We start from the raw sequence: 26,682 nt of genomic DNA, 5'->3' as shown, positions 1-26,682 counted from the left end.
TATAAGACATATTAGTGACTAACCTTGGTGGAGGCTTATCACAGATGGAAAATTTCAAGGAAAGAAAATGGAAAATCGCCTTTTTTAGTTTAGTATCAGTCTTACTCATTGCTTTCGTAGGTATTGTGGTCAGCTGGTTTACTTTGTTATCCTCGCCAGCAGACGAAGATGACTGGAGAATCGAGGTCCAAGAACAACCAGATGAAGCACAATTCCATGTCTCGACTACGAAGGTTCAATTGAATCAATTATTAGCAAGGCAAACGAGTGATAGTGATAGGGTTAATTATCATGTAGAATTAGCAGACGATGTAAGAACTGAAGTAAAAATTCCAATATTTGGACGCACAACAGATGTTAGCCTTTCACTGTTTCCAGAAGTGCTAGAAAATGGAGACTTAAAATTAACAGATCCTCATTTTCAGTTACAATCTTTCCAGCTCCCCGTCAGACAAGCTTTGTCTTTGATTGATCAATATATCGACTTACCTCATTGGGTATCTGTTCTCCCGGAAGATGAAGCGATTTATGTTCAAGTGACGGCCATTGACTTGGAAGGAATGAGAATTGAAACAAAATCATTTGATTTACAGAATGATAAAATTGAGTTTATCTTCTATATATCATGATATCGTTTGTAATTAAAATGTCCGCTAACCTCTTGTCAGGTGTTGAAAGAGAGAAGCGGACATTTTTAGTTATTTTTTATACCCATATTAGCATGTAGGGCGTTTCAATGTGTTTTTATCCAACTTGATTGACTGATAAGATATGGAATGATCCACCCTTATCTTCTATCCAACATTTTCTCGGTGCCTTCAGGATCGGCTGTAAATACATAAAGTCATATACACAAATCCCGATATTGAACGAGGCCATTAAAGCGAAATAATGGAGAAACTGTGGATACTGTAAAGAGGCAATAATTGCCATTCCTGTCATAAAAAACGCCGGTGAGCAGATGGAAACTACTGTCAAAGATTTAGGTGTTACCTCTTTAATCATGCAATACATACGTGGGTATCGTTGAAGTATAAACCCTATTTTCGCTTTTTTTCCCATAACCCAAACCGGAATGCAATGAAATAACTGATGTATGGGAATGATTAAAACCAAACTAATAACCATGGAGAAAAACCCATAGTCAACAAGTACCTCTTGTGAGAAAAAGGTGCGAAAAATCATGAAATAGAAAATAAAAAATAGACAGGCAATAAGAAACGATAAAAATAGTAACCTTTGTTTCCCAGTACGATTCAAAATGTCAACAGTTTGATAGCAGTTCATCTGCTCACCCCCTCTTTTTAATTCCTAAGGTAATTTACGCTTTTTCAAAGGAAAAATCAAGAGGGTTTCAAAAAATTTTAGCGTTGATTTTTTTGGAACCTAAATAGGCTTTAGTACTGTTCTGAACAAAAGTTATAAAGCAGTAAAATCCACCTTATACGGGTTCAGATTTGTTTCCGTTTTCTGAAGACAACACACTGTTTTCGTCTTCAAGGATATCCTCATCGATAAGATCTAATGATTTTTCGAATAAAACCATAAAGTCCTCTCCATAAATATGTTTAACAATGGTTGTCAGTTCCGAAAATTCAGGAAACTTACCGTATAATTCTTTTATTGGTAGACTTCCTTTATAAACTTGATAATTGTTTGGATCATAAGCTTTTAGCGTTTCAAAAAGCAAATCGTTTCCATCTTTCGTAAGCATGACGTACGTATTTCGTTTGTCTTTTACGTTTTTAGAAAATCGCAGGAGGCCTCGATCTTCGAGTTTCTTTGAGAAATTAAACGCAGTTGATACATGCATCACGCCAAACTTAGCGATATCAGAGATCGATGCTCCTTCAAGGTGATGTGCGATCCACAAAATATGATGCTCGTTAATATTTAAATTGAACGGTTTGATCCATTGCTGCCAGTCCTTTTCAATCGATTTCCAAAGTGCTTTACTCAGCTGCGTCATCCTTTGGTTAAAAATCATCGATTCTAAAATCGATGGATTTTTAGAGTCATACAATGGTACTCGCCCCCCTCAATATTTTAGAGTGTTAAATTCCGAAAATTCATTACTTTTCCAACAAAATGATATGGATATCTTAACATAGAATGGTAATCGCCTCAACAGTAGGGGGTTTATTTTCTGAACATTTAAACAACTGATTTGTTATTGGATGTTTCAGTCCTATTGTTGAGAGGGAGGCTCGTATTGGGAATTGTTATGACTTGTATTTTAATACTTTTTCTAGTTCTTTTATTTTTTCCTCGATAGAATGGCGGTAAGATTGCAATTGTTGAATGTGATCTTGAACCTCAGACCTCCATGACTGTATGTCTTGTTTAAGTTCATAAACTGTAGGTGGAATTGTTTTTTTAGATGTCGATAAAAGTTCATTTAGTTGGCGTTGGATGGCTTTTAATTCCTGCTTCTTTTCGATTAATTTTTGTTTTGTGTCTCTCGTTTTGTGTAAAATATCCCTTTGCGTTTCTTTTCCACTATTAGGAGCGGTTAATAAGGCGACCCCCCCGGAAATGAGGCTACCGAATAAGAGTCCATATTTAAACGAACGATGGCTCATGGAAATTCCTCCTGATGAAAGGGTAAAGTGTTGTTATTGTAAAATTATTTTGGTTAACATTATTGATGGCGATGGCGGAAATCGTCCATGAATGAACAAAGGGCATTTACTGCTTCTAGGGGAACGGCATTATATAATGATGCTCGCAGCCCACCTACTGACCTGTGTCCTTTTAAGCCAGAAAAACCTGCTTCTTCTGCTTCTTGTAAAAACAATTCTTCTAATTCCTTATTCTCAAGTGTAAAGGTTACGTTCATAGCTGAACGACTAGCGACTTCAGCATGTCCTTTATAAAAGTTGTTACTATGGTCAATCGCATCATATAACTTTTCTGCTTTTTGTTTGTTTAACGATTCAATCGCATCAATCCCACCCTGTTCTTCAACCCACTTCAACACGAGATTCAACATATAAATAGAAAATGTTGGTGGTGTGTGATAAAGAGAGTGTTTTTCAACATGGGTTTGATATGAAAAAATCGTTGGAATGTCTTTACGGCTCTTTTCAAGGAATTGTCGATCTGCAACGACGACCGTTACACCTGAAGGGCCGAGGTTTTTTTGTGCCCCTGCATAAAATAATGAAAAGGAACGAACGTCAAAACGGCGACTAAGAATATCACTCGACATATCCGCGATTAAAGGAGTTGTATCTGTTTCAGGGAAATCTCTCCACTGTGTTCCGTAAATCGTGTTGTTACTTGTTAAATGAACATAGGCTGTTTTTTCATTGATATTCTGAATGGAATGAACATCTGGAATTTTAGTATAATTTGTATCTTTCGTACTGGCATATATTTCAGCTTGTCCAATGCTTTTCGCTTCCTTTAATGCTTTTTCTGACCACGAACCAGAAACAATATAAGATGCAGATTGTTCTGAATTTAAAAAATTCATTGGAACCATAGCAAATTGTTGACTAGCGCCACCTTGTAAAAATAACACTTCATATTGCTCAGGAATGTCTAAGAGAGAACGTAAACGTTTCACCGCTTCAAAGTGAATGTCTTCGTATGATTTTGAACGGTGAGAGAGTTCCAGTACGGACATATGTGTAGAATCATAGTTGGTAAATTCTTTTTGAGCAGTTTCAAGGACCGACTTTGGAAGCGCGGCCGGTCCAGGGTTAAAATTGAATCTTGCCATCGTCAAACGCCTCCTTGATTATATTTTGCCTTGAAATGAAAAACATAGTAGAAGAGAAAGGGGAAAACGCCTTCTTAGCGAGGCGCCCTTTCTCATTAAGAAAGGTGGTTAGAAATTGCAGAAGCCATATTTTGTAAATCTTCTGGAGAATATTCACGTCCGTGCTCTTTCCATACAGCTCCAAAGCCATCACCTTCACCATAGCGTGGGAGTAAATGGAGGTGGTAATGGAACACAGATTGTCCTGCCTTTTCTCCATTATTATTCAAAATGTTCAGACCAATCGGTTGATATGTAGACTGAATGGCATTTGTGATTTCTGGAACAACCGAAAAAACTTCTTTTGCTTCCTCTTTTGGTAATGAATAAATGTCTTCGTGATGGTTTTTTGGTATGACGAGTGTATGCCCTTTTGTTACTTGGCTAATATCGAGAAATGCATAGACGTGTTCGTTTTCGTAGACTTTCGCAGAAGGGATGTCCCCCTTAATGATTTTACAAAATACACAGTCTGTTTGACTCATCTTACCACCCTTTCACATATATTTAAGGGTTATTTTACCATAACAATTTTAGAAATGCGATTTTGTCTAATTGTTCGTCTAAATTTTTTCGTTGTTTCATAGGGTGGCAGTGAAGGGGGAATGGGGAATGGACATGCAACCTCAGACACGTCAAACGATGATCCTATGTTTCGTGCTGTTCTTTTTATTTTTAGGAACCCATATGCAATCACCTTTCTTCGCCCCTTTTGCTGTCTCTTTAGGCGCGAGTAGCTTTTTAGTGGGTACAATTTTAAGTGTCACTTCATTTGCAAACATGACAGGGAATTTATTAGCTGGCCCGGTGATTGACAAAGTAGGAAAACGTCCATTTATTATTTTTCCATTAGTATGTATTGCGATTGTATTTTTGTTGCATATGGTCGTAACTGATGTTAAACACCTTTTTGTATTGCGAATGATTAATGGGTTTTTACTTGCTTTTTTGACACCTGCATGTATGGCTTTATTGTCAGGACTGGCTCAAACTTCACGTGAAAGAAGCCGTAATATGGCTTTAAATGGTTTGATCATAACGGTTGCGACGATTGTCGCCCCATTAATTGGTGGAAGGGTTGCGGAGGATGCTGGCTTTCCTGTTGCTTATCTCATCATAGGAACGCTAGTTTTTGCTAGTTTTTTATTTGCGCTACGCCTTGCAAAATGGGAAGATATCGTCACTGTTAAAAAGCATGAGTCAACGGAAAAAAAGCAGAGCGTATCGATGCTTTTACCGATTTCGGTTACCGCATTTGCGATGATGTATGCACAAGGTACGTTGATGTATGAACTTCCGTTTTTAGCGGTTGACGATAAAGCCGGAAAAGGAGACGTAGGCCAATTTATTAGTTTAATTGGGCTTGGGACTTTAGGGGTTCTCCTCTTCCCATTAATACATCGTATTCCAGCTATTGTTCGTGCGTTTCTCGGTTTATTAAGTTTTGCGGTTAGTTTTTATTGGATTTTACTCGTTGGTCCAATTCCAACACCTGGCGCGTTACTCGTTTTTGGAATTGGCTTTGGGCTCTTATTCCCGTCCGTGACGACGTTAGTAGGTGAGAGGTTGGACCGTGGAGCATATGGTAAAGGGTTTGCATTTTTATCGGCAGTGTTTTCCCTTGGTTCGATTTCGAGCCCGTTTATTGCGGGGGTTGTTCGTGATTTTATGTCACCATATTTTATTGCATTTTTGCTCGTTGCAGTAGCATTTACGATTATGGGAATGGAAATGATACGAATGATTCGTGGGACAACGATGGGGTAGTCAAGTAAATGGATTGGCGCTTCTTTTCTGTTGACTTCCTTTGCGGTATAGTAGAGGGAGCATGAAACGGAAGGAGCCAATGAAAATGGAAGAAGTATTGAAGGTGCAAACACTAAAAGGTGGTTACCAACGAAATAAGCCAGTTCTTCATGAGGTTGATTTTTCTGTTTCTTCCTCTGAAATCGTCGGTTTGATTGGTTTGAATGGGGCAGGGAAAAGTACGACGATCAAGCATATCCTTGGCTTCATGGAGCCCTTTTCTGGAAACGTCACCATTCAAGGTAGAACGTTTCTTAACGACCCAGAAACTTATCGAAGTTCCTATACTTTTATCCCTGAGACACCGATGTTGTACGAGGAGTTAACTTTAAAAGAACATCTGGAATTAACGGCTATGGCATATGGTGTGGCAGAGGATGATTATAAAAAACGTTCAAAGAAACTTTTAAAAGAATACCGTATGGAGAAAATGGCGAATTGGTTTCCGAGCCACTTTTCAAAGGGAATGCGGCAAAAAGTAATGATTATGTGCGCATTTATGGTATCGCCACCTCTCTATGTCGTTGATGAACCATTTGTTGGCTTGGATCCGATCGGGATTAAATCGTTTTTAGACCATATCGTTTCCTTAAAAGAGCGAGGCGCTGCCGTCTTAATGTCGACGCATATTTTAGCGACTGCTGAGCGTTACTGTGATCGTTTTATTTTGTTACATGATGGTGAAGTCGTCGTTTCTGGAACGTTAGCTGATTTGCAGGCGCAAACGGGGCTTCAAGGCGCTTCCCTCGATGACATTTACGTTCATGTGACAAAGGAAGATGTCCGATGATCAATATTCAATCATTGTGGTCAAAACGTGTGAAAGAATATTGGCGAATGGCGATTCGTTATTTACGCCTGATTGGAAACAGTGGCTTTTTATTTACGGTTTACATATTGATTGTATTTGGGAGTTACTATTATGGGATTTTCCTTGATGAACTACCAGCAAGCTTTCCGACAGAAGTTTTTTTAGCTCTCGTTTTCGCTTTATTTTTAAGTAAGGTGCGTGTGCGCACGTTTTTAAAAGAAGCAGATGTCGTATTTTTGTCTCCATTAGAAGGGAAAATTGATCGTTACTTTCGTACATCTTTTTTCTATAGTTTGGCTGTTCAATCGGCGTGGTTACTCTTATTAACAGTAATTGTGACACCGATGTATGCAGATCGAATTACTGCAAATGTTGGTGCGTTATTTGCCTCGTTTTTAGCTTTTGTTTTGCTGATTGCTTGGAATATGTATGCGTCATTTAACGAACAGCGTTTACAAGAACGTGGTGTACAAAATATCCATCTTATATTGCGCTTCGTCGCTAATGTTGTTATGACATTATTCGTTTTTCACCTTGTAAATGTGTTTGTACTTGCTATAGGTTTTATTATCCTTGCGTTGATAACAGCGACCTATTATCAACGCCTCGGTCGAAATCATAGTTTGAAGTGGGATCAACTTGTCGAAATTGAGGATCAAATGCTTACGATGTTTTATCGGATCGCAAATTCATTTACAGATGTCCCACGTTTGAAAACGAAGGTTCGAGCTCGAAAATTGTTGACACCGGTACTTCGCCTTGTTCCGTATGCGCAACAGCGTACATTTCACTATTTGTATAGTCGAGCTTTCTTACGTTCGAATGATTATTTTGGGATCTATATGCGGCTAACAATTGTTGGTTCCTTGCTTTTAATTTGGATTCAAACGGATTGGGCACAGTGGTTCATCGTCGTTTTATTCACCTATATGACAGGGTTGCAGATCGCTACTTTGTATCGGCACTTTCATACAAACCACCAAGTCGACCTTTATCCAATTGCAAAAAGTGAGCGTCAACAAGCGGTTCAAGCTGTCGTTTTTTGTTTACTTCTATTACAAGTAGCGATTTTTACAGTCGTGATTGTTAGTAGTCACAGCATCAATTTGCAAATGTTTATCGCTTTCGTTTTAGGGGTTGGAACGAGTGGCGTATTTACTTACGGTTGGATGAGAAAAAAGTTGTTGGCTTAATTGAAACAACGTGAAGAGGTGACCATTTTGCAAGCATCATCGTATGAACAAAAAGCAAAGCGTGAATTAGAACGATGGCAACACCGCCTTCATCGTTCTCCTTCATTACCTAATCAAGTTGTTAAACGTTGGCAAAAAAAAATAAACGAGATGATGCCAAAGCGCGTGCACGCGACAGTGTCCGAAGCAGTTAAACAAATGGTTCGTATGACATTAACTGGAGCTCAGTGGACTTCAAATCAAACTTTGTTGGTAGGGGATGAAACACTTGAAGAACGTGAAATGAAGGTTGAGGAACTTCGAGCGTTTTATAAACGTACAGCAGCAGTTGAAGGCGCTGGGACAGGGTTTGGTGGTATTGTTCTTGGACTTGCTGATTTTCCATTATTTTTAGCCATCAAAATGAAGTTGCTATCCGATACAGCAAAAGCTTATGGTCGAGATGTAAATTTAATTGAAGAACGCGTGTTTATGCTGCTCGTTTTCCAATTAACGTTTGCAAAACCAGAAAATCGAACAGCAGTTTACGAGAGACTTTGTCATTGGGAAGAAGAAGCAAGTCGTATTCGTGAAAAACAAGATTATATAGGTGAAATTGATTGGACAGATTTTCAACTTGATTATCGGGATACGATTGATTTGCCGAAAATGTTACAAATGATTCCGGGGTTTGGAGCGGCTGTCGGTGCTGTTGCCAATCGTCATTATGTGGATGTGTTAGCGGACAGGGCAATTAATGCTTACAGATTGAGGTGGTTTGAGGAATTAAAAGGGAGGAAGGGTTAATAAAGCCCTCCTCCCTTTTTTTTAGTGCTATTTAATGTGTTCAAACCCTTCTGCCTGTGTTGTTCCTGTACGCTGTAGTACAGTGCGAGCGAGGGTTTTTGATGCGATCAACATTGATCGTTCATCTATGTCAAATTTAGGGTGGTGATGAGGGATTGTTTCTGTAACGTCTTTTGGTTTCGCGCCTGTAAAAAAGTAAGTACCAGGAACAGCTTGCACATAATAGCTAAAGTCTTCGCCTCCCATTTGAGGTTCAGCATATTCAACTTCTTGAACTTCTTGGATGCCTTTCGCGGCATTGGCGACAGCATCAGATGCAGATGGATCATTAACGACTGCTGGATGTCCGTCAAAATAATTGAATGTATAGCTAGCACCATAAGATTGACAAACACCATTGATTGTCTGGTCCATGACCCTTTTGATGTCTTTTTGTATGTCAGGATCAAAAGTTCTTACTGTCCCTTCCATTTTCACTTGATCAGCGATCGCATTGAATGGGTTGCTCGCCTCAATACTAGCCACAGAAATGACGGCTGATTGAATAGGGTTGAGACGTCTACTGACAATATGCTGTAATGACTGAACGACATTTGATCCGATTAAAATCGCATCTTTAGTTACATGAGGTTGTGCACCGTGTCCACCTTGTCCTTGAATGACGATCTCAAAGCGATCAGCTGCAGCCATAAATGGCCCATGCTTATACTGAATTTTTCCGAGCGGCTCTGTTGCCCATAAATGGGTTCCGAAGATCTCATCGACCCCTTCTAAGCAACCATCATCAATCATTTGCTTGGCGCCACCTGGTGATACCTCTTCTGCGTGTTGATGTATAAACACGACCGTTCCGTGAAGGGAGGAGCGCCTTTCTGATAATGCTTTAGCAAGGGCGAGAACCAGTGCGGTGTGTCCATCGTGACCACAAGCATGCATGACTCCAGGAATGGTTGACTTATATGGAACATCCTTCTCATCTTGAATCGGTAGTGCGTCAAAATCAGCACGAACAGCAATTGTTTTCCCAGGATATGCTCCTGTTAAGGTTGCAACAACGCCACGTCCTCCAACATTCGTTCGAACATCTAAGCCTAACTGTTCGTGATAATTTGCAATGTAGCGCGGCGTGTGTTCTTCTTGGTGAGACAGTTCCGGGTATTGGTGTAAAAAACGTCTAATATCGACCATTTCATGAAATAATGCATTTAATCGATTGGAAATTTCATTTTCCATCGGCTATTCCTCCTCTTCGTTGTTGCCACTTACATGTAATATAAGGATAGCAGATTTTGGTACTTATTACGATCTGGGCAACTTAAATGTTAAAAGGAATATAATTTGCCAAGTAAGCAGAAATTCGGTTGAACCAACCAGTAAACAGAAGTACACCGAGAATAATCATAATAACGCCACTAACTTTTTGAATGATCGGTAGGTATTTATTTAAATTACGCATTTTGTTTAGTGAACGTGCATAAAACAGGCCGATTAGTAAAAAAGGAATACCGATTCCAACAGAATAAGCTGATAGTAAGATCATCCCTTCCGCTAAAGAAGTTCCCTGCATCGCTAGAGCGATAATTGAGCCCAACACGAGCCCGATACATGGAGACCAACCTGCTGCAAATACGAATCCGAAGCCAATTGAGCGGAAAAAACTTGTCGCCTGTTTTGGTTCGCGGAGACGTTTTTCACTCATCAAAAATTGAAGGTTTAGTATTCCGTACATTTGTAAACCGAATAAAACGATGATGATTCCGCCAAGCTGTTGCAAAAGTTCTCGGTTTTGGGTGAATAAAGACCCGATGTACGTAGAGGATGCACCGATCAGTAAAAAGATTGATGTAAACCCAATAATAAAACCGATACTTCGCGATAAAATGATGCGACGATCAGCGTGAACTTGGTTGTTGGAAATTGATGATCCTGTTAGCTGGGCTAAATATGCAGGTACCATTGGGAATATACATGGTGATAGGAAAGAGATGACCCCTGCAAATAATGCGATCCAGATTGATAGGAACGTAAAGTCATTTACCATTAATGATTCGCCCAATATGATGACACCTCCGACTTTTTAAAAGTTGTTTTTTTGTTTTTGGTATTTGCACGATGTAAATGTGAAAAATTTTGGGCATTGTTAGTCTAGTCTATTATAGCGAAAAAAAATCATGCACTAAAGTATCTTGACTTCTCACCGATAAAAAAAGCGGGTTTTGAAAAGGTTTCATCATTCATTAAACCACTTTTTTGTATAGACTGTTATTATTTGAGAGCGTGGTGCATGGATACATTACGTGACAAAGTCTTTCTTGTCACACCCCTATATATTCAGTTTGCAAAGTAGATGTACAAGAATATGATACCTTGTTGCATCCTTTATCTACAACCGACACGCTTTCGGTATTTAAAAGTTGGAGGCCGTATATAAAGGCGATTCATCTCACTAACACCAAAATGATGAAAATGACCCCAAATCTTATGTAAGGCAAAAACTACATGAAGTGTCTTACTTTTTTGTTGCCTTTGTCAAAAATGCTCGATTGTTGTTTTCTTTTAGTTTCGTTTTTTATCTAGCTATTGTATGATAACGATAATAATAGAAAAGGGGGGAACACTGCTGAAAAAGCGTATATTGATAGGAGCTGCTGCCCTTTTATTCGTTTTAATTGTAGGGTTTACGATATATTTAGGTTCGATTCTTTTTGGAGATTATGCTATTGACGATAAAGAACTCGTGTTAAGCGAAACATCAACTGTCGTTAACTTAGAAGGTGAGACGATTGCAAAACTATTTGATGAAAATCGAGAACTGGTATCAATTGATGATGTCCCAGAACATGTTCAACAAGCTTTTATTGCCATTGAAGATGCCCGCTTTTATGATCATACAGGTATTGACTTACGTGCAATTGGTCGGGCTCTGTATCGGGATATTGTTGCTGGTGGAATCGTAGAAGGTGGAAGTACGATTACGCAACAGTTAGCAAAAAATACATTTTTGTCGCATGAGCAAACGTTTATACGGAAAACAAAGGAAATTTTGATCGCGATGAATTTAGAGCGACGTTATGATAAAGATGAAATATTAGAAATGTATTTGAACCGGATCTACTTTGGTCACGGTGCTCATGGTGTTCAAGCAGCAAGTAAGCAATATTTTGATAAAGATGTAGAAGAATTAAACGTGCAAGAAGGTGCACTCCTCGCAGCACTTCCGAAAGGACCTAATAGTTATTCACCATTGCGTGATGAACAAAGAGCGAAGGGGCGTCGGAATCTCGTATTAAATGTTATGGAAGAACAAGACTATATAAGTGCTGAAGAAGCTGTCCGCCTACAAGGTACAACATTAGGGACGGACGATTATCGCTTTGAAAATGACCAGGCATTTGCGACGTATGTGGATATGGTCATCGATGAAGCGAGGGAGCGGTATCAATTAACTGAAGGGGAAGTTCGACGAGGTGGTTATGAGATCGTCGTTCCTTTAGATAAAGAAAAGCAACGCGTTGCTTTTCATCATTTTCAAAATGGAGATTTATTTCCTGACTCACCAGGAGAACGCCCTGTAGAAGGGGCGTTTGTCCTACTTGACAATGAAACAGGAGCTGTTGTAGCTGCGCAAGGTGGACGTGAATATGTTACCCGAAATTTAAATCGCGTCACTGTTAAAAGGCAACCCGGATCAACTTTTAAACCTCTTGCTGTTTATGGGCCGGCTCTCGAAAGTGGCGAATATGAACCCTACTCTCTCCTTCGAGATGAGTTGCTTGATTACGGAGACTATCAACCTTCGAATCTATCTGGAACTTATCAAGGGGAACAGTTGATGTATGACGCCTTGAAATATTCTATTAATGCCCCCGCTGTTTGGTTATTAAATGAAATGGGTGTTGAGAAGTCAAAAGCTTATTTAGAGGACCATCGTTTGGATATATCGGACCAAGGGCTTGCGGTGGCTTTAGGTGGTTTAGAGAATGGTGTGACGCCTCTTGATCTAGCGGCTGGGTATGTCCCCTATGCCACAGGGGGCGTGTACCACGAACCGTATGTGATTAATGAAATGACGAATCGTCATGGTGACATTGTAGAAGGCGCAGATCTAGAATCAGATAGGGTTGTCTCACCACAGACTGCATGGTCGATGACGCGCATGTTAGAAGCAGTTGTAGAAGATGGTACTGGCTCTCATGGCAGTTATGATTATGCTCTAGCTGGTAAAACAGGAACAACTTCTTATGAGTCGGTAAAAGGTGCAGCACGTGACATCTGGTTTACAGGTTATACCCCAGAGGTGACAGGTGCAGTGTGGATGGGTCATGATCAAAATGATGAAGACCATTATTTAACCGCTGGTAGCCAATATCCAACTCACCTTTTTAAGTCGATTTTGAGTGAATTTCCTATGGATGACCAAAATATACAAGTTGCATTCGATCAACCTGAAGGGACACAAGATATAGAACCACCCATACGTTTAACTGCTGTTAACGATTTACAAGTAAATGTTGAGTTTGGATTGACAGGTTTTGAAACGACGTTATCCTGGATGGGGACAGATGATGAACGGGTACATTATCACATCTATGAAAAGAGTGATGGTAAAATGAAGAAAGTTGATACTGTTGTCGGAAAAACGAATGCTTCATTGTCATCTTTCAATCCATTTGAAGAACGCGAGTTTCAAGTTGTCCCATATAATCCACAACGTGATGAGGAAGGAGAACCTTCACAAATTGTGCAAGCAGAAGCTCGTTGGTTTACCCAAGGTTAAACCTATAAATGTTAAAAGAGGCGGACTCATGAAGTCTCCTCTTTTTGTTATAAACAACATGGTGTTTGATAAACTAAGCAAAGGAAACAACAAGCAACATGTGTAAAAATGTGGACGTTATAAAAAGGTAGCGATGTCAGTGATCAAAGGATTAAATATTGAAATGAATCGACCCGGTAGAAATCCATCAATAGTAAGTATCGATTTGATGACAATTTCTAAAAGAAACTGTACAATCGATTTGGGACTAAGTATAGTAAAGGCGATTTAAAGATTGAATATAGAGAATGTTAACTTTAGAAGTGATCGTCTCGGAAAATAGGGGGAGTATAAATGATTGAGCAACCATTTAATGATCAATTTTTAAGGGCAGTTAGAGGAGAACAAGTGGATCATGTACCTGTTTGGTATATGCGTCAAGCTGGGAGGTCTCAACCTGAATACCGTGCGTTAAAAGAGAAATATTCGTTGTTTGAGATTACCCACCGTCCAGATTTATGCGCTTATGTCACTCGTTTGCCTGTAGAACAATACAATAATGATGCTGCGATTCTTTACAAAGATATTATGACACCATTACCGGCAATCGGTGTTGATGTAGAAATTAAACCAGGGATAGGTCCTGTTATTGACGAACCAATTCGCACGTATGCTGACGTGGAACGTTTAGGCGAAATTGATCCAAAAACGGATGTACCTTATGTTCTCGATACGATTAAGCTATTGCGTGAACAATTGACTGTTCCTCTTATTAGCTTTAGCGGTGCACCGTTTACGTTAGCGAGCTATATGATCGAGGGTGGGCCGTCGAAAAATTATAATAAAACAAAGGCAATGATGTATAGTCAACCACAAGCTTGGTCACTTCTTATGGACAAGCTAGCGAAAATGACAGTTACTTATGTGAAGGCACAAATTGAAGCAGGTTCCCAAGCAATTCAGATTTTTGATTCATGGGTTGGAGCTTTAAATGCCGAAGATTATCGTACTTATATTAAACCGACAATGAACTGGATTTTTTCTGAACTTCGAGGGGAAGGTGTACCACTGATTATGTTCGGAGTGGGCGCTAGCCATTTATCGAATGATTGGCAGGATCTCCCGCTTGATGTCGTCGGCTTAGATTGGCGAACGCCAATTGCTCAAGCACGAGCAAACGGTATTTATAAACCAGTTCAAGGAAATCTCGATCCATCCGTTTTATTAGCACCATGGGATGTTATTGAAGCAAAAGCGAAAGACATTCTTGATCAAGGAATGAAGCAACCAGGTTTTGTTTTCAACCTCGGTCATGGTGTGTTTCCGGAAGTACAACCAGAGACGCTCAAGCGTTTAACAGCTTTCGTTCATGAATATAGTCGTGAACATTTTAAAGCATCAAATAAGTCACTGTAGGAATTTGGGGGAGAGAATGATGACACAACAAACAATCGGGTTGCTCGTTATGGCGTATGGAACACCGCGTCATTTAAGTGAAGTGGAGTCGTACTATACACATATTCGAAGAGGAAGAAAACCTTCAGAGGAACAGTTGAATGATTTGATCTCTCGTTATGAAGCGATTGGAGGAATCTCTCCTTTATCGAAAATTACAAATGAGCAAGCGAAAAAGCTAGAGGAAAAGTTAAATGAACGTTTTGCGGATAAGACGTTCAAAATGTATTTGGGGTTAAAGCACATTGATCCATTTATTGAAGATGCTGTTCAACAGATGAAAGATGATGGCATTGAGGAAGCGGTCAGCATCGTATTAGCGCCACATTATTCTACATTTAGCATCAAATCCTATAATGGTCGTGCGAAAGAGGCAGCGGAAAAGATTGATGGACCGACAATCACAAGTGTAGAAAGTTGGTACAACGAACCTAAGTTTATTGATTATTGGGCGCAAGAATTGCAAAAAACGATGGCTGAAATGAGTGAAGAATCTCGAAACAACTCATGTGTCATCTTTTCTGCACATAGCTTACCCGAGAAAATTTTACAAGATGGCGATCCTTATCCAGATCAATTAAAGGAAACTGCTGATTTAATCGCCGAAAAAGCAGGGATTGATACGTACACGATTGGTTGGCAAAGTGAAGGCAACACACCTGACCCATGGATTGGCCCAGACGTTCAAGATTTGACGCGTGATTTATATGAAAAACATGGTTACCAAGCGATGGTATATTGTCCAGTTGGCTTTGTGGCTGACCATCTTGAAGTTCTTTATGATAACGATTACGAATGTAAAGTCGTGACAGATGAATTAGGTATTGAATATTACAGGCCAGAAATGCCAAACGCAAAAGATGATTTTATCGATGCGCTAGCAACGGTAGTGGAAAAAGAATTGTAAAAGGCGGGTTTTGATGGAGAAGCGAAAGATTGCTGTGATAGGGGCTGGCATAACAGGTTTAAGCGCAGCCTATTATGCGGTAAAAGAAGCAAAGCAACAAGGTTTGGGTGTAGAGGTTACCGTTTTTGAAGCAGGTGATCGCGTCGGAGGGAAAATCCATACAGACTATACCGATGATTTTATTATCGAGTTAGGTCCAGATTCATTTTTGGCAAGGAAAACAAGTGCTGCAAACCTCGCTGAAGAAATAGGTATTGATGGAGAACTCATCCGAAACCAAACAGGACAATCATACATCCTTCACGGTGATACGCTTCACCCAATGCCTGGCGGTTCTATTATGGGTGTTCCAACTCAATTGGGTCCCTTTGCATCAACAAAGCTCTTATCTCCAAGCGGAAAAGTGCGTGCTGCTGGAGACTTGTTTCTCCCGCGGACAATGAAAGACGGTCGCGACCAATCTTTAGGTACGTTCTTTCGTAAACGTTTAGGAAATGAAGTTGTTGATCGTTTGATTGAACCCTTATTATCGGGGATATACGCAGGAAACATTGATAACATGAGTTTACAATCTACATTCCCAAACTTTCAGAGCCTTGAAGATAAATACCGTAGCTTGATCCTTGGGATGAAATCTTCAATGAATCGTGGGGGACAAACTTCCAAAGCAAAAGGGACTGGCCAAAAACAAGGGATGTTTTTCTCATTTACAGGTGGCTTGCAATCTTTTGCTGACGCGATCGCTGATACACTGCCGGAAGAGTCATTACGTTTACAAACGGTGATAGAACGAGTTGGAAGAACAGATGGTGGGTATCTTCTTTCTATTGAAAATGCTGATGACGTATATGTTGATGACGTGATTATGACAACCCCACATTATGTAAATGCATCATTACTTCCGTCATTTTCCAAAAGAGAAATGTTACAAGATATCCCAGCAACTTCAGTAGCGACAGTAGCTTTAGCATTTCCAAAATCGGCGGTTAAACAAGATATCGATGGAACAGGATTTATCGTTGCTAAAACAGGGGACTATACGATCACTGCATGTACGTGGACGCATAAAAAGTGGTCCCATGCTGCGCCAGAAGATTATGCGCTTTTACGTGCTTACGTTGGTCATGCTGGTAATGAGGACATCGTTTTTGAAGAAGATGAGACAATGATTGACGTGGTCCTTAACGATTTACGAAAAATTATGGACATCGATTGTGAGCCAGAATTTTACCGTATTAAGCGTTGGAAAAATGCGATGCCTCAATATACAGTTGGACATAAAGATCGTATGAAAGAAATGAAGGAGACGTTAGAAAAAGAGTACCCGAACCTAGAAATGACAGGTGCTTCTTTTGCAGGGATTGGTCTTCCTGACTGTATTAATCAAGGTGCAGAAGCTGCAAGGAAAATCCTTGCAATAGCGAAATAAAAATTGAGAAAGCAAACTCAAAGGGACTTCCTGGAAAGTCAACGTACACTAACCATCAGTATTTGATGTCACTGTGTAACGTTGGGGGCGGGGGTCCCATATTCATTTTTGAAAGTAACTTTTTATAGCGAAAATACTTACCTAAAGACTTTAGCTAACCTAGCGTTTCGTCAAAATGTAGCAAATTTATGCGGTTTCATTTTTGCAAATGTAGGAAATTAGAAGGTTGCGATCTGTCGAATGGATGTAAATGACCGTAAAATTTCTCGAATGACAAACTATTTTGTCAAAAAAACGTTTCAGTTGTGAAATCAAAAATGACGTATACTATAGGAGGCAGAAAAATGAAAGGGAGATCTTAATTGGTATGCGATGAGGGGATGCGAGTAGAGAATAACTTACTATTGTTTATAGACGAATTATTAGAAAAAAAAACACAGATCATCAACCATCTGATTGAGCAATCGATCTTAAAAGGCTATGATGGTGACATTAACAAGTTGCTCCCTTTTTTAAACGAAGCTTTTCTTATCATCGTTCAATCCTTGAATAAGTGGGATGATGAATTAATTGAACGTTTTGGTGAATTAGTGAACCATTTTCAAAATAACATCCCTATTCAATTTGATGTGGTGGTAGACGGAGTGAACTTTGTAAGAAAAGAGTTAGAAAGTGTTATTAAAGATTCGGCATTAAAAGATATCGAGAAAGTAGAAGTCATTTCCAAGGTGAATGAACACTTCTTTTATTTACAAAAGCAATTGAGTTTAGATGAAATTCAAAAGAAAACAGAGATCATTGAAGAAAAAGAGCAACTAGTTCAATTATTAAATCACGAGCGGATGACAATACTAGGAAAGTTATCGACGACCTTCGCACATGAATTAGGCAACCCATTAACGTCATTAAAAGGGTTTATTCAACTATTAGAAAGTCGTTTAGGTAAAGAAGAGCAAGAAGCGACATATATTAACCACATTCAACGAGATATTAAACAAATGGAAGAACATGTGCAACAATTTTTGCTTCTATCTCAAGAGCAAAATCAAACCGATGCGTCCAAACAAGCGCTAGATTTAACGAAGGTATTAAGAGAAGTTATTGACAAGTTTAAGCCTGTGTTTAGTGAACAAAATATACGGCATCATATTCAAAATTATGATCCGGCGATTGTTTATGGGAATGAACAACAACTTAAATTATCGTTTATGAAGCTTGTTAATAATGCTGTAGATGCATTGCTTCATCGAAAAACGGACCGCCGACTTGCAGTAAAGCTATGTCGTCGTGAAGACATTTATGAGTTGATTTTCACAAACAATGGACCTAAAATTCCGGATCATTTACAGCCGAACATCTTCGAGCCGTTTGTAAGTACGAAGGAACTTGGTAAGGGACTTGGCTTATCCATGTGTAAACAAGTAATCGAAAAACATCATGGACAACTGACTTGTTCATCAAAAGATGATCAGACGACATTTATCGTCCAATTGAATGTTTATGAAAGTGAAGATTGGTATTAATATTCAGTTTTTGGGTACGCTCAGGAAATTGAATGTGATAAGATAGGAAACGGTTATTTTACGAGTGAGCAAGCTACGTATACAGAAGATTGTGAAATTGTGCTTAGGAGTGTACGTATGTCAAAATCTGCACAAATCGTTGAAGCGTTACGCCATTCTCGTCACGATTGGTTAAATCAGTTACAGTTAATCAAAGGGTATATGGCTTTAGAAAGATATGACCGTATGAATGATGTAATTGAGGAAATAATTCAACAAGCGCATCAAGACAGCAAAATATCCAGCTTAAATGCGCCAGTATTTGCCGAGCGTTTACTTACCTTTAATTGGCATAATCATCCTTATCAATTAGCGTATGAATGTTTGCTAGAAAGGTCAGACTTAAGCGATAAGGAAGCGAAGATCGTGCGCATACTAAATGAGGGGTTCATTGCCTTTGACAAATCGAGTCAAATCGGAGAAGACAATCATCTTCTCCTTGTTTTAAAGGACCTCGATCATTTGACGTTTGAGTGGGATTTTCACGGGCGTATATCATCTTTTGATGAAATTGAATGCTTTATAGAACGAGTGACGACAAAAGAAACAGGCGTTAAATGTAAAGAAAAACAATTTATGGAAAATGAAATTTTCGTTAGCCTTGAAATCGGGCCTTGAGCAGGTAGGTGTAAGGGTAACGGAAAGAGAGGTGTCATGAAAGCATGTTTGTCGATAACGTCAATATTTATGTGAAAGCTGGAGACGGTGGGGACGGAATGGTCGCCTACCGGAGAGAGAAATATGTACCAAATGGAGGACCAGCAGGTGGTGACGGAGGAAATGGGTCAGATGTTGTCCTTAAAGTAGATGAAGGACTTAGAACATTAATGGACTTTCGTTATCAGCGTCACTTTAAAGCTGACCGTGGTGAAAATGGTCGACCGAAAAACCAACACGGAAAAAATGGAAAGGGATTTATTGTACGTGTCCCACCAGGAACGACGGTCATAGATGAAACGACTGGTCAAACGCTTGCTGATTTAACAGATCACGGTCAAGAAAAAGTCGTTGCTAAGGGTGGTCGTGGAGGCAGAGGAAATACTCGTTTTGCGACGCCTGCAAATCCAGCACCTGAACTTGCAGAAAATGGTGAACCAGGTCAAGAGCGTAACTTAAAATTAGAACTTAAGTTATTAGCCGACGTGGGTCTTGTCGGTTTTCCGAGTGTTGGAAAATCCACGCTTCTTTCAGTTGTCTCCGCTGCGAAACCGAAAACAGCTTCCTATCATTTTACGACGATAAAACCGAATTTAGGGATCGTCGACACCGAAGACGGTCGGAGTTTTGCTATGGCTGACCTTCCAGGATTGATTGAAGGTGCGCACGAAGGTGTCGGTTTAGGTCATCAATTTTTACGGCATATTGAACGAACGCGAGTCATCGTTCATATGATTGACATGTCCGGGTTTGAAGGACGAGATCCGTATGAAGATTACACAAAAATTAATCAAGAACTTGAACAATATGATTTACGCTTAATGGAACGTCCGCAAATTGTTGTTGCTAATAAAATGGATTTACCTGAAGCTGAAGATCAACTTGAATTTTTTAAAGAGCAGGTTGGTGAAGAGGTTGATATTATTCCGATCTCTGCTGTTTCGAAACAAGGACTTGCTCCATTATTAAGAAGAATTGCTGACCTTCTTGAAACGACGCCAGAATTCCCACTTCTTCAAGAAGAAGAGGAACAAGAAGATCAGCGAGTTGTTTATCGCTATGAGGAAAAACAAGAAAAGCCATTTCATATTAGTCGTGATGATGATGGTACCTTTGTCGTTACTGGTGGAGAAATTGAGCGAGTGTTCAAGATGACTGATTTCACACGTGAAGAATCGGTTCGTCGTTTCTCACGTAAATTACGTCATATGGGTATTGATGATGCGCTGCGAGATCGAGGGGCACAAGGTGGTGACACTGTTCGTATTTTAAAATACGAATTTGAATTTGTTGAGTAAAAAAACTGTACATTCGTATATTTGTTTAGGCTGCAAGAACTAAGATCTTGCGGCCTTTTATGTTTTTTCGATGCATGACCATTGTCTTTGTTTGGAAACGACTTTATAATAAAGAAATACTAATAAAAGATACGGTGGTGGTACCGTTGCGCAGACAATCAGACCAGTTTTATCTTGTCCGAGAGGATATGCTATCTGATGCCATGCTGAAAACGGTTGAAGCAAAGAAATTACTAGAAAGTGGGAAATTTGAAAAAGTTTCTGATGCGACAGATTCAGTTGAATTGAGTCGCAGTGCTTTCTATAAATATAAAGATGGCATCTTCCCGTTTCATACTATGGTTAAGGAGAAAATCATGACCCTTTCCATTCATCTCCAAGATCGTTCTGGTGCGCTATCCAGATTATTAACGACCGTTGCAGAAGCGGGGGCTAATGTACTAACGATCAATCAAACGATCCCTTTGCAGGGGCGAGCAACAATCACGTTAACGATTGAAACCGCAGCGCTGACGGGGGATATTGGCCAACTTACAGATAAAATGGAAGCCCTTGAACCGGTTGATCGTGTGGAAGTGATTGGATCAGGAACGGACTAAGGAGGATAGAACAGATGATGAAGGTAGGTTATTTAGGTCCAGAAGGAACGTTTACAGAAGCTGCTACCCAAGCAGCTTTACCTAGTGTGAAAAGAGTGGCTTATGAGACAATCCCGAAAAGTATTGATGCCTTGTTTTCTGACGAAGTTGATGGCGTTGTCGTCCCGCTAGAAAATACGATTGAAGGGTCCGTTAATATTACGCTTGATTATCTTATTCATCATCGTCGGGCAGAAATTTGTGGTGAAATTATTGTTCCGATTCAACAACATTTCGTTACTCATCCCAATCATACAAAATCGTGGTCGTCTGTTGAAGTTATTTATTCACATCCTCATGCGATTGCACAGTGTCATCAGTTCTTACGACAAGTTGTTCCACATGCAAAGGTTGAAACGATGTCTTCGACAGGAGCTGCAGCTAAATGGTTATCTGAACAACCTGAGGACAATGCAGCAGCAATAAGCAATGCATGGGCAGCTGAGAAGTATGGTTTAGATATCGTGCAGCATGATATCAATGATTACCCAAATAACCATACACGCTTTGTTTTACTAAAAAATCCTGCTTCTAAAGGGATATCAATCTCATCAGGGCAACCAGCATCAGAGAAAACGACGATGCTTGTAACGTTACCATCAGATTATTCTGGTGCATTACATCAAGTTCTTTCTGCGTTTGCTTGGCGAAAATTAAATTTGACGAAAATTGAGTCGAGACCGATGAAAACAGAGCTAGGCAGATATTATTTCATCATCGATGTTGAGGGGCATCAAGATACCCCACTTTTTCAAGGTGCTGTAGGCGAGTTAGAAGCGCTAGGTTGTGGTGTTGACTTGCTCGGTAGTTATCCATGTTTTTCTTATGTGGCACAGGCTGTTAAAGAAACGCAAAATTATGGGTCTTCGTTTTAAAATTTTACGTTTATTTTGTACTTAGCACAGTTGTGTATCAAAACGCAACTGTGCTTTTAAGTATCCTTTTCCCAGACCTTTGATAGGTGTGAATGAAGTAACGTTCTACTTATTTGGTTGAGTTCATACAAAATATTTAGGGTTAAAAGTTGTAAAGTGGGTGACGAATCGCCTACCTCTGCATAGGATGTAGCAGAATTCGTATGGGAGGGAATTAGACGTGAAAATTCATATTGTACAGAAAGGCGATACTTTAGGGAAATTAGCACAATATTATGGTGTTGATTATGAAGAATTAAAGTCTGTAAATGATCATTTGAGTAATCCTGATTTAATTATGCCAGGTATGAAAATTAAAATTCCGAGCCAAAGTATACCTGTAAGACAAGAAACTGGATATGAATTCGTAAATGAAGAGAGAAAAGAACAAGCGCCACCGAAAGAACAGGTGAAAGGTGTTAAGGAAGAACCGGCACCTCCGATGCCAGAGCCAGCACCAGCGCCAGCACCAGCACCAGCACCTGAAGCACCTCCAGCACCGCATTTTCATCAACAACAGCAACAAGTAGCACAAAACCAGAAAATGAACATGAACTTTAATGTTTATAAACAACCTAAAATGCCCGCTCCTCCTAAAAAACCAAAGCCAGAGCCGAAAATGAAAAAGCCAAAAGCACCGCAAAAAATGATGAAACCAAAACCAGTGAAGCACAAACCAGCACCTGTTCATTGCTTTGATGCGTATCCAGTGTCGCCAGTGTTACCAGGGTGTGCACCATCGGCTGGTTACCCAATGAATTATGGCTATCCAATGATGGGGGCACAACCATATCCAATGCAAGATGCTCATCAATATCATTGGAATCAGGCAAATTGGAATAATAATGATAATAATAATAACGATCATCAAATGCCGTGGATGAATATGAATGATGAAGATGCGGAACACGTCCCATCGCCGATGATGCCAATGCAAGCAGAGCAACAGACCCCTGAATATGGCGATGTAACGCAGCACCAGCATCCTAATGGACATATGGCACCTGGCATGCACCCAGGTTATCAGCAGCCAGCGCATCAAGGCATGCACCCAGGTTATCAGCAACCAGCGCATCAAGGCATGCACCCAGGTTATCAGCAACCAGCGCATCAAGGCATGCATCCAGGATTCCAACAACCTGGCTATCCTGTAATGCCACAACCTGGAATGCCTATGTATGGCTACCCACAGCAGCAAATGATGCCAGGTTATGAGATGCGTTATGATTGGGAAGAAGAGGAAATAGCTGCTCAGCATCCATCTGAAGGGGAAGAAGAAACAGAATAACGACTATACCGTTTTTAGCAGATTGGTTTGATTTTTATCAGCAACCAATACCACGGTTATCCTTCCTGTAAATAACAGACTAATCCTCCTTTCATGACACATGCTATATCATGAAAGGGGGATAAAAAAATATGAAGAAAACCGTTTTGACATTAACAGCAGTGACAGTTCTGACTACAGGTGGTATGGCAGGTTGTGGCGATGTTGATGAAGGTGCACGAGGTCCTTATCAAGGTCAAACTGAAAATTATATGGACCCTGATCGTTACGACAATGGTTACTTGGGAGCAAGAAATGATGCAAGTGATCAGTATGGAACGTATCAACGTCCGCGCCGTGAAACTGTAGGTGACAGAAATCAACGTGATTTTGACCGCGGTCTTGGTGGAACTCGCTTTGGTGGGCAAAGAAATGATGGAAACCAACGTGGGTTTGGAATTACAGGAAATGATCGTGACGGAATGGCTGACGACAATGGTATTGTTAACAATCGTGGTATCACAGGTCAACATAACCGTGACGATGACTTAACTGGTACACGTGACCGTGATCAAGTGGATCGAAAAGATCAAGAAGGTACTCGTAGTCAAAACTTCAATCGTAGCGAATACGACGGAAATACGACTAAACGTGTACAAAATCGTGTAGCGGATATTGATGGTGTCGATGAAAGCCATGTCATTGTAAATGGTGATGATGTCATTGTTGCAGTTGAAGACGGTGAAGATGTTGAAGATGAAGTTCGCGAACAAGTAAATAAAATGGATGACGATAAAAACGTCCATGTTGTTACAGACCGAGATCAAGTAGGTCAAGTTCGCGATATTGATGAACAAATTCAAGCTGGTGAACCATTTGAAGAGTTCGGTGCAACATTCAATGAAATGCTTGACGACCTTGGCGATGCGGCACAACGCCCGTTTGAACGAAGTCGTTAGGACAATGAGATAGAGAGAAGGGTCACTCAAACATTAACAACTTCGTGAAGTTGTTGACGTAAATGGGTGACCCTTCGTTTATTTTAAGTCCATTTTGACCGTATTTATACGCTTGTGCTATAGTGAGTGTGGAAAAAGGAGGGAGAATGCCGGTGGCAGGACATTCAAAATGGAGTAATATTAAGCGGAGAAAAGAAGCGCAAGATAAAAAAAGAGGCAAAATTTTCACAAAGATTTCAAAAGAAATTTTCGCAGCTGTACGAAACGGTGGAGATGACCCAAGTACAAATAACCGTTTACGAATGGCGATCAATAAAGCGAAAGCTTCCAACATGCCGAACGATAATATCGAGCGGACGATCAAAAAGGCGACTGGAGATGCTGGTGCTGTCCAATACGAGGAAGTTATTTATGAAGGATACGCGCCGCATGGTGTTGCAGTATACGTCCATGCTTTAACCGAGAACCGAAATCGAACCGCTGCTGAAGTTCGTCATGCTTTTAATAAACACGGAGGAAACTTAGGGGAAGATGGTTGTGTATCATTTATGTTTCAACGGGTAGGTCTATTGACGATGGAACTAACTGAAAATGACTCGTTTGATGAAGAAGCATTCATGTTAGAAGCGATTGATGCTGGTGCTGACGATGTAGAAACTGAAAATGAGTTTGTTTTTATTCATACAGCGCCAGAGCATTTTGAAGAGGTCAAACAAGGTTTAGAAGGTCAAGGCTACCAGTTTACGACTGCAGAAGTGACAATGGTCCCAGATACAAACATACCCGTATCCGATGAACAAGCTGAAGAAATTGAAGAATTACTGGATGTACTGGAAGATAATGATGATGTCCAGAACGTATACCACAACCTACAAACAAGTGCATAATCAGCAAAGAAAGTTTCATATGTATAAAAGCTTTTAAAGGCGGCAAATATAATAATGCCATCTTTAAAAGCTTTTTTATAACCTGATTTTTCTTAAACTGATTGTTTCTTTACAAAAACATCATCAATACGACTGCATGATGTTCCTACAATTTGATTATTTGAATCAAAGTACTTTCATCATGTTGTGAGTAAAGACAGGAGGCTCACTTTATGGTAAACGTTAAGTCAAGAAAACAAACCAAATGGATCGGAGTCATGACAATCTTATTGATTGTAACGACAGCTTTTTCATTTTTTCTAAATGAACCAAGCAGTCTAGCTGAGGCTGAAGAAAATGAATCCACTTATGAAATCGATGGCCCCAAAACAGTTGACGTTGTTTTACAACGTGTTTACATTGACGGTGAGGTGAGTGAAGAAACGATAGAACAAACAATCTGGTCAATGGAAGATTTCTGGGCTGCCTATAATGATTGGCAACTAGTGGAACAAAGCGAAGAGGAAGTCGTATTCCAACAAGAAATTAATGACCTTTCCCCTGTTATGAAAATAAATGGCCATTTTGGCATATCGCAAGAAGGGGTGTTACATTTATACAATGGACAACCTGAAAACAGTGAAGCGATTCAATCGTTTTTTCAAATTGACACGGAGCGGTTAAAAAGCCATCAGTTCGATGAGTTGCAAAATGGTATTCCAATTTTTTCTAAAGAAGATTATTTGGAAGTGATTAATGAATTGGAAATATACGAAAAGAAAGAAATGTAAAGAAGCTGGCCCAGGGGTCAGCTTTTTGTTTTACGATTCAGGGACGTAATTTTGTTTATTTATTGATCGATACGTATGTATCCCCTATGAAATATCGTCGGCTATGATAAAATAGAAATGTCTGTTCGCCTAGTAAGTGCGAATAGATTACGCATGGAGGGGAGATAGAAACATGATTTCATTTGTAGAAGGAACGCTTGATTCTGTGGAAACAGATCATATTGTCGTGAACGTCTTTGGTATCGGTTATATGATTTATAGTGCCAATCCTTACTTATTTCAAGACCAAATGGGACAACCAGTGAAAGTCTATACATATCAACATGTTCGAGAGGATGCGATTCAGCTTTATGGATTTCAAACAAAACAAGAGAGGCTCTTGTTTTCTCAGTTGTTAAACGTATCTGGGATTGGTCCGAAAGGTGCTTTAGCGATTTTAGCGTCTGGCCAACCCGAAAAAGTTGTCGAGGCGGTAGAAAAAGAAAACGAATCTTTTCTCGTGAAATTTCCGGGCGTCGGGAAAAAAACCGCAAGGCAGATGATCTTGGACTTACAAGGAAAATTAGATGACTTCTCTGCTTCGATCACAGAGGGGATGCTGACGCAACAGAATGAATTAGCTGCTCAACCAGATGAAGACGATGAATCACAACTTGATGAAGCGATGGATGCGCTGCGTGCGTTAGGCTATACTGAGCGAGAAATCAAAAAAGTGTACCCGCAACTACAATCATTAAGTTTGCGAACGGACGAATATATTAAAAAGGCATTGCAATTGATGCTTCAACAGTAATGGTGTACGGAATCTGATGGGGGGATAA

General features: G+C 39.9%; 26 protein-coding genes. 19 read left to right on the top strand and 7 right to left on the bottom strand.

Features of this window, described 5'->3' with window-relative positions:
• Positions 1-44: 44 nt before the first annotated feature.
• A complete protein-coding gene (locus tag HNQ41_RS06905; protein WP_184663691.1) occupies positions 45-629 on the top strand; it encodes a YpmS family protein in 585 nt (194 codons plus the stop codon).
• Positions 630-744: 115 nt separating this feature from the next.
• Here HNQ41_RS06905 and HNQ41_RS06900 read toward each other — a convergent pair whose 3' ends face one another.
• The 5 genes from HNQ41_RS06900 to HNQ41_RS06880 all read right to left on the bottom strand — a co-directional run bounded on the left by HNQ41_RS06900 (position 745) and on the right by HNQ41_RS06880 (position 4,251).
• Positions 745-1,287 carry a DUF3267 domain-containing protein gene (locus HNQ41_RS06900; protein ID WP_184663690.1) on the bottom strand — a complete coding sequence of 181 codons (543 nt, stop codon included), beginning with the start codon at positions 1,285-1,287 and terminating at the stop codon, positions 745-747.
• Positions 1,288-1,441: 154 nt separating this feature from the next.
• Positions 1,442-1,987, bottom strand: coding sequence for an HTH-type transcriptional regulator Hpr (locus tag HNQ41_RS06895; protein WP_184663801.1), 546 nt, complete (start codon positions 1,985-1,987; stop codon positions 1,442-1,444).
• 235 nt (positions 1,988-2,222) lie between these two features.
• The gene (locus tag HNQ41_RS06890) at positions 2,223-2,582 is read right to left on the bottom strand and encodes a YtxH domain-containing protein (protein ID WP_184663689.1); all 360 of its coding nucleotides are present in this window, start codon (positions 2,580-2,582) and stop codon (positions 2,223-2,225) included.
• Between the two features lie 59 nt (positions 2,583-2,641).
• Complete coding sequence (gene serC, locus HNQ41_RS06885; protein ID WP_184663688.1) at positions 2,642-3,727, bottom strand: 3-phosphoserine/phosphohydroxythreonine transaminase; 1,086 nt, start codon at positions 3,725-3,727, stop codon at positions 2,642-2,644.
• Positions 3,728-3,822: 95 nt separating this feature from the next.
• On the bottom strand, positions 3,823-4,251 hold the full coding sequence (locus HNQ41_RS06880) for an HIT family protein (RefSeq protein WP_184663687.1): 429 nt from the start codon (positions 4,249-4,251) through the stop codon (positions 3,823-3,825).
• A gap of 127 nt (positions 4,252-4,378) precedes the next feature.
• Here HNQ41_RS06880 and HNQ41_RS06875 point away from each other — a divergent pair, with 127 nt between their 5' ends.
• The 4 genes from HNQ41_RS06875 to HNQ41_RS06860 all read left to right on the top strand — a co-directional run bounded on the left by HNQ41_RS06875 (position 4,379) and on the right by HNQ41_RS06860 (position 8,362).
• On the top strand, positions 4,379-5,533 hold the full coding sequence (locus HNQ41_RS06875) for an MFS transporter (RefSeq protein ID WP_184663686.1): 1,155 nt from the start codon (positions 4,379-4,381) through the stop codon (positions 5,531-5,533).
• 85 nt (positions 5,534-5,618) lie between these two features.
• Positions 5,619-6,362, top strand: a complete 744-nt coding sequence (locus HNQ41_RS06870) for an ABC transporter ATP-binding protein (RefSeq protein ID WP_184663685.1) — start codon at positions 5,619-5,621, stop codon at positions 6,360-6,362.
• Entirely contained in the window at positions 6,359-7,576 is a 1,218-nt protein-coding gene (locus tag HNQ41_RS06865) for an ABC transporter permease (RefSeq protein WP_184663684.1), read from the top strand. Before HNQ41_RS06870 ends, HNQ41_RS06865 begins: the two co-directional genes overlap by 4 nt.
• A 27-nt stretch (positions 7,577-7,603) precedes the next feature.
• Positions 7,604-8,362 carry an EcsC family protein gene (locus HNQ41_RS06860; protein WP_184663683.1) on the top strand — a complete coding sequence of 253 codons (759 nt, stop codon included), beginning with the start codon at positions 7,604-7,606 and terminating at the stop codon, positions 8,360-8,362.
• 27 nt (positions 8,363-8,389) lie between these two features.
• On the opposite strand, the gene HNQ41_RS06855 is transcribed toward HNQ41_RS06860, so the two are convergent.
• Positions 8,390-9,595, bottom strand: coding sequence for an amidohydrolase (locus HNQ41_RS06855; protein WP_184663682.1), 1,206 nt, complete (start codon positions 9,593-9,595; stop codon positions 8,390-8,392).
• 82 nt (positions 9,596-9,677) lie between these two features.
• A complete protein-coding gene (locus HNQ41_RS06850; RefSeq protein WP_343043337.1) occupies positions 9,678-10,418 on the bottom strand; it encodes a cytochrome c biogenesis CcdA family protein in 741 nt (246 codons plus the stop codon).
• 528 nt (positions 10,419-10,946) lie between these two features.
• Between HNQ41_RS06850 and HNQ41_RS06845 the strand changes: the two genes are divergently transcribed.
• The 14 genes from HNQ41_RS06845 (at position 10,947) to ruvA (ending at position 26,654) form a co-directional block, all read left to right on the top strand.
• Entirely contained in the window at positions 10,947-13,139 is a 2,193-nt protein-coding gene (locus tag HNQ41_RS06845; protein ID WP_184663681.1) for a transglycosylase domain-containing protein, read from the top strand.
• Between the two features lie 333 nt (positions 13,140-13,472).
• A complete protein-coding gene (gene hemE, locus HNQ41_RS06840) occupies positions 13,473-14,534 on the top strand; it encodes a uroporphyrinogen decarboxylase (protein WP_184663680.1) in 1,062 nt (353 codons plus the stop codon).
• A gap of 19 nt (positions 14,535-14,553) precedes the next feature.
• Entirely contained in the window at positions 14,554-15,480 is a 927-nt protein-coding gene (gene hemH, locus HNQ41_RS06835) for a ferrochelatase (RefSeq protein ID WP_184663679.1), read from the top strand.
• Between the two features lie 13 nt (positions 15,481-15,493).
• Positions 15,494-16,909: a protoporphyrinogen oxidase gene (gene hemY, locus HNQ41_RS06830; protein WP_184663678.1), complete on the top strand. Its 1,416-nt coding sequence runs from the start codon at positions 15,494-15,496 to the stop codon at positions 16,907-16,909.
• 362 nt (positions 16,910-17,271) lie between these two features.
• Positions 17,272-18,432: a sensor histidine kinase gene (locus tag HNQ41_RS06825; protein ID WP_184663677.1), complete on the top strand. Its 1,161-nt coding sequence runs from the start codon at positions 17,272-17,274 to the stop codon at positions 18,430-18,432.
• A gap of 117 nt (positions 18,433-18,549) precedes the next feature.
• Entirely contained in the window at positions 18,550-19,089 is a 540-nt protein-coding gene (locus HNQ41_RS06820) for a Spo0B C-terminal domain-containing protein (protein WP_184663676.1), read from the top strand.
• 44 nt (positions 19,090-19,133) lie between these two features.
• Complete coding sequence (gene obgE / locus HNQ41_RS06815; RefSeq protein ID WP_184663675.1) at positions 19,134-20,426, top strand: GTPase ObgE; 1,293 nt, start codon at positions 19,134-19,136, stop codon at positions 20,424-20,426.
• 146 nt (positions 20,427-20,572) lie between these two features.
• A complete protein-coding gene (locus HNQ41_RS06810; RefSeq protein ID WP_281393983.1) occupies positions 20,573-21,025 on the top strand; it encodes an ACT domain-containing protein in 453 nt (150 codons plus the stop codon).
• 17 nt (positions 21,026-21,042) lie between these two features.
• Positions 21,043-21,939 (top strand): prephenate dehydratase, encoded by an 897-nt coding sequence (gene pheA, locus HNQ41_RS06805; protein WP_184663799.1) that lies wholly within the window; start codon positions 21,043-21,045, stop codon positions 21,937-21,939.
• Positions 21,940-22,159: 220 nt separating this feature from the next.
• Positions 22,160-23,266, top strand: a complete 1,107-nt coding sequence (gene safA / locus HNQ41_RS16755; RefSeq protein WP_184663673.1) for a SafA/ExsA family spore coat assembly protein — start codon at positions 22,160-22,162, stop codon at positions 23,264-23,266.
• 131 nt (positions 23,267-23,397) lie between these two features.
• The gene (locus tag HNQ41_RS06795) at positions 23,398-24,204 is read left to right on the top strand and encodes a YhcN/YlaJ family sporulation lipoprotein (RefSeq protein ID WP_184663672.1); all 807 of its coding nucleotides are present in this window, start codon (positions 23,398-23,400) and stop codon (positions 24,202-24,204) included.
• A 152-nt stretch (positions 24,205-24,356) separates the two neighbouring features.
• Positions 24,357-25,091, top strand: coding sequence for a YebC/PmpR family DNA-binding transcriptional regulator (locus HNQ41_RS06790; RefSeq protein ID WP_184663671.1), 735 nt, complete (start codon positions 24,357-24,359; stop codon positions 25,089-25,091).
• 212 nt (positions 25,092-25,303) lie between these two features.
• Positions 25,304-25,861 carry an intercompartmental signaling factor BofC gene (locus tag HNQ41_RS06785; RefSeq protein ID WP_246421529.1) on the top strand — a complete coding sequence of 186 codons (558 nt, stop codon included), beginning with the start codon at positions 25,304-25,306 and terminating at the stop codon, positions 25,859-25,861.
• A gap of 172 nt (positions 25,862-26,033) precedes the next feature.
• Complete coding sequence (gene ruvA / locus HNQ41_RS06780; protein ID WP_184663670.1) at positions 26,034-26,654, top strand: Holliday junction branch migration protein RuvA; 621 nt, start codon at positions 26,034-26,036, stop codon at positions 26,652-26,654.
• Positions 26,655-26,682: the final 28 nt, after the last annotated feature.

Source organism: Texcoconibacillus texcoconensis, assembly GCF_014202575.1.
GTDB classification, from domain to species: Bacteria; Bacillota; Bacilli; order Bacillales; family Salisediminibacteriaceae; genus Texcoconibacillus; species Texcoconibacillus texcoconensis.
The sequence above is the reverse complement of the archived record's forward strand: the minus strand, read 5'-3'. Positions and strand labels throughout refer to the sequence as shown.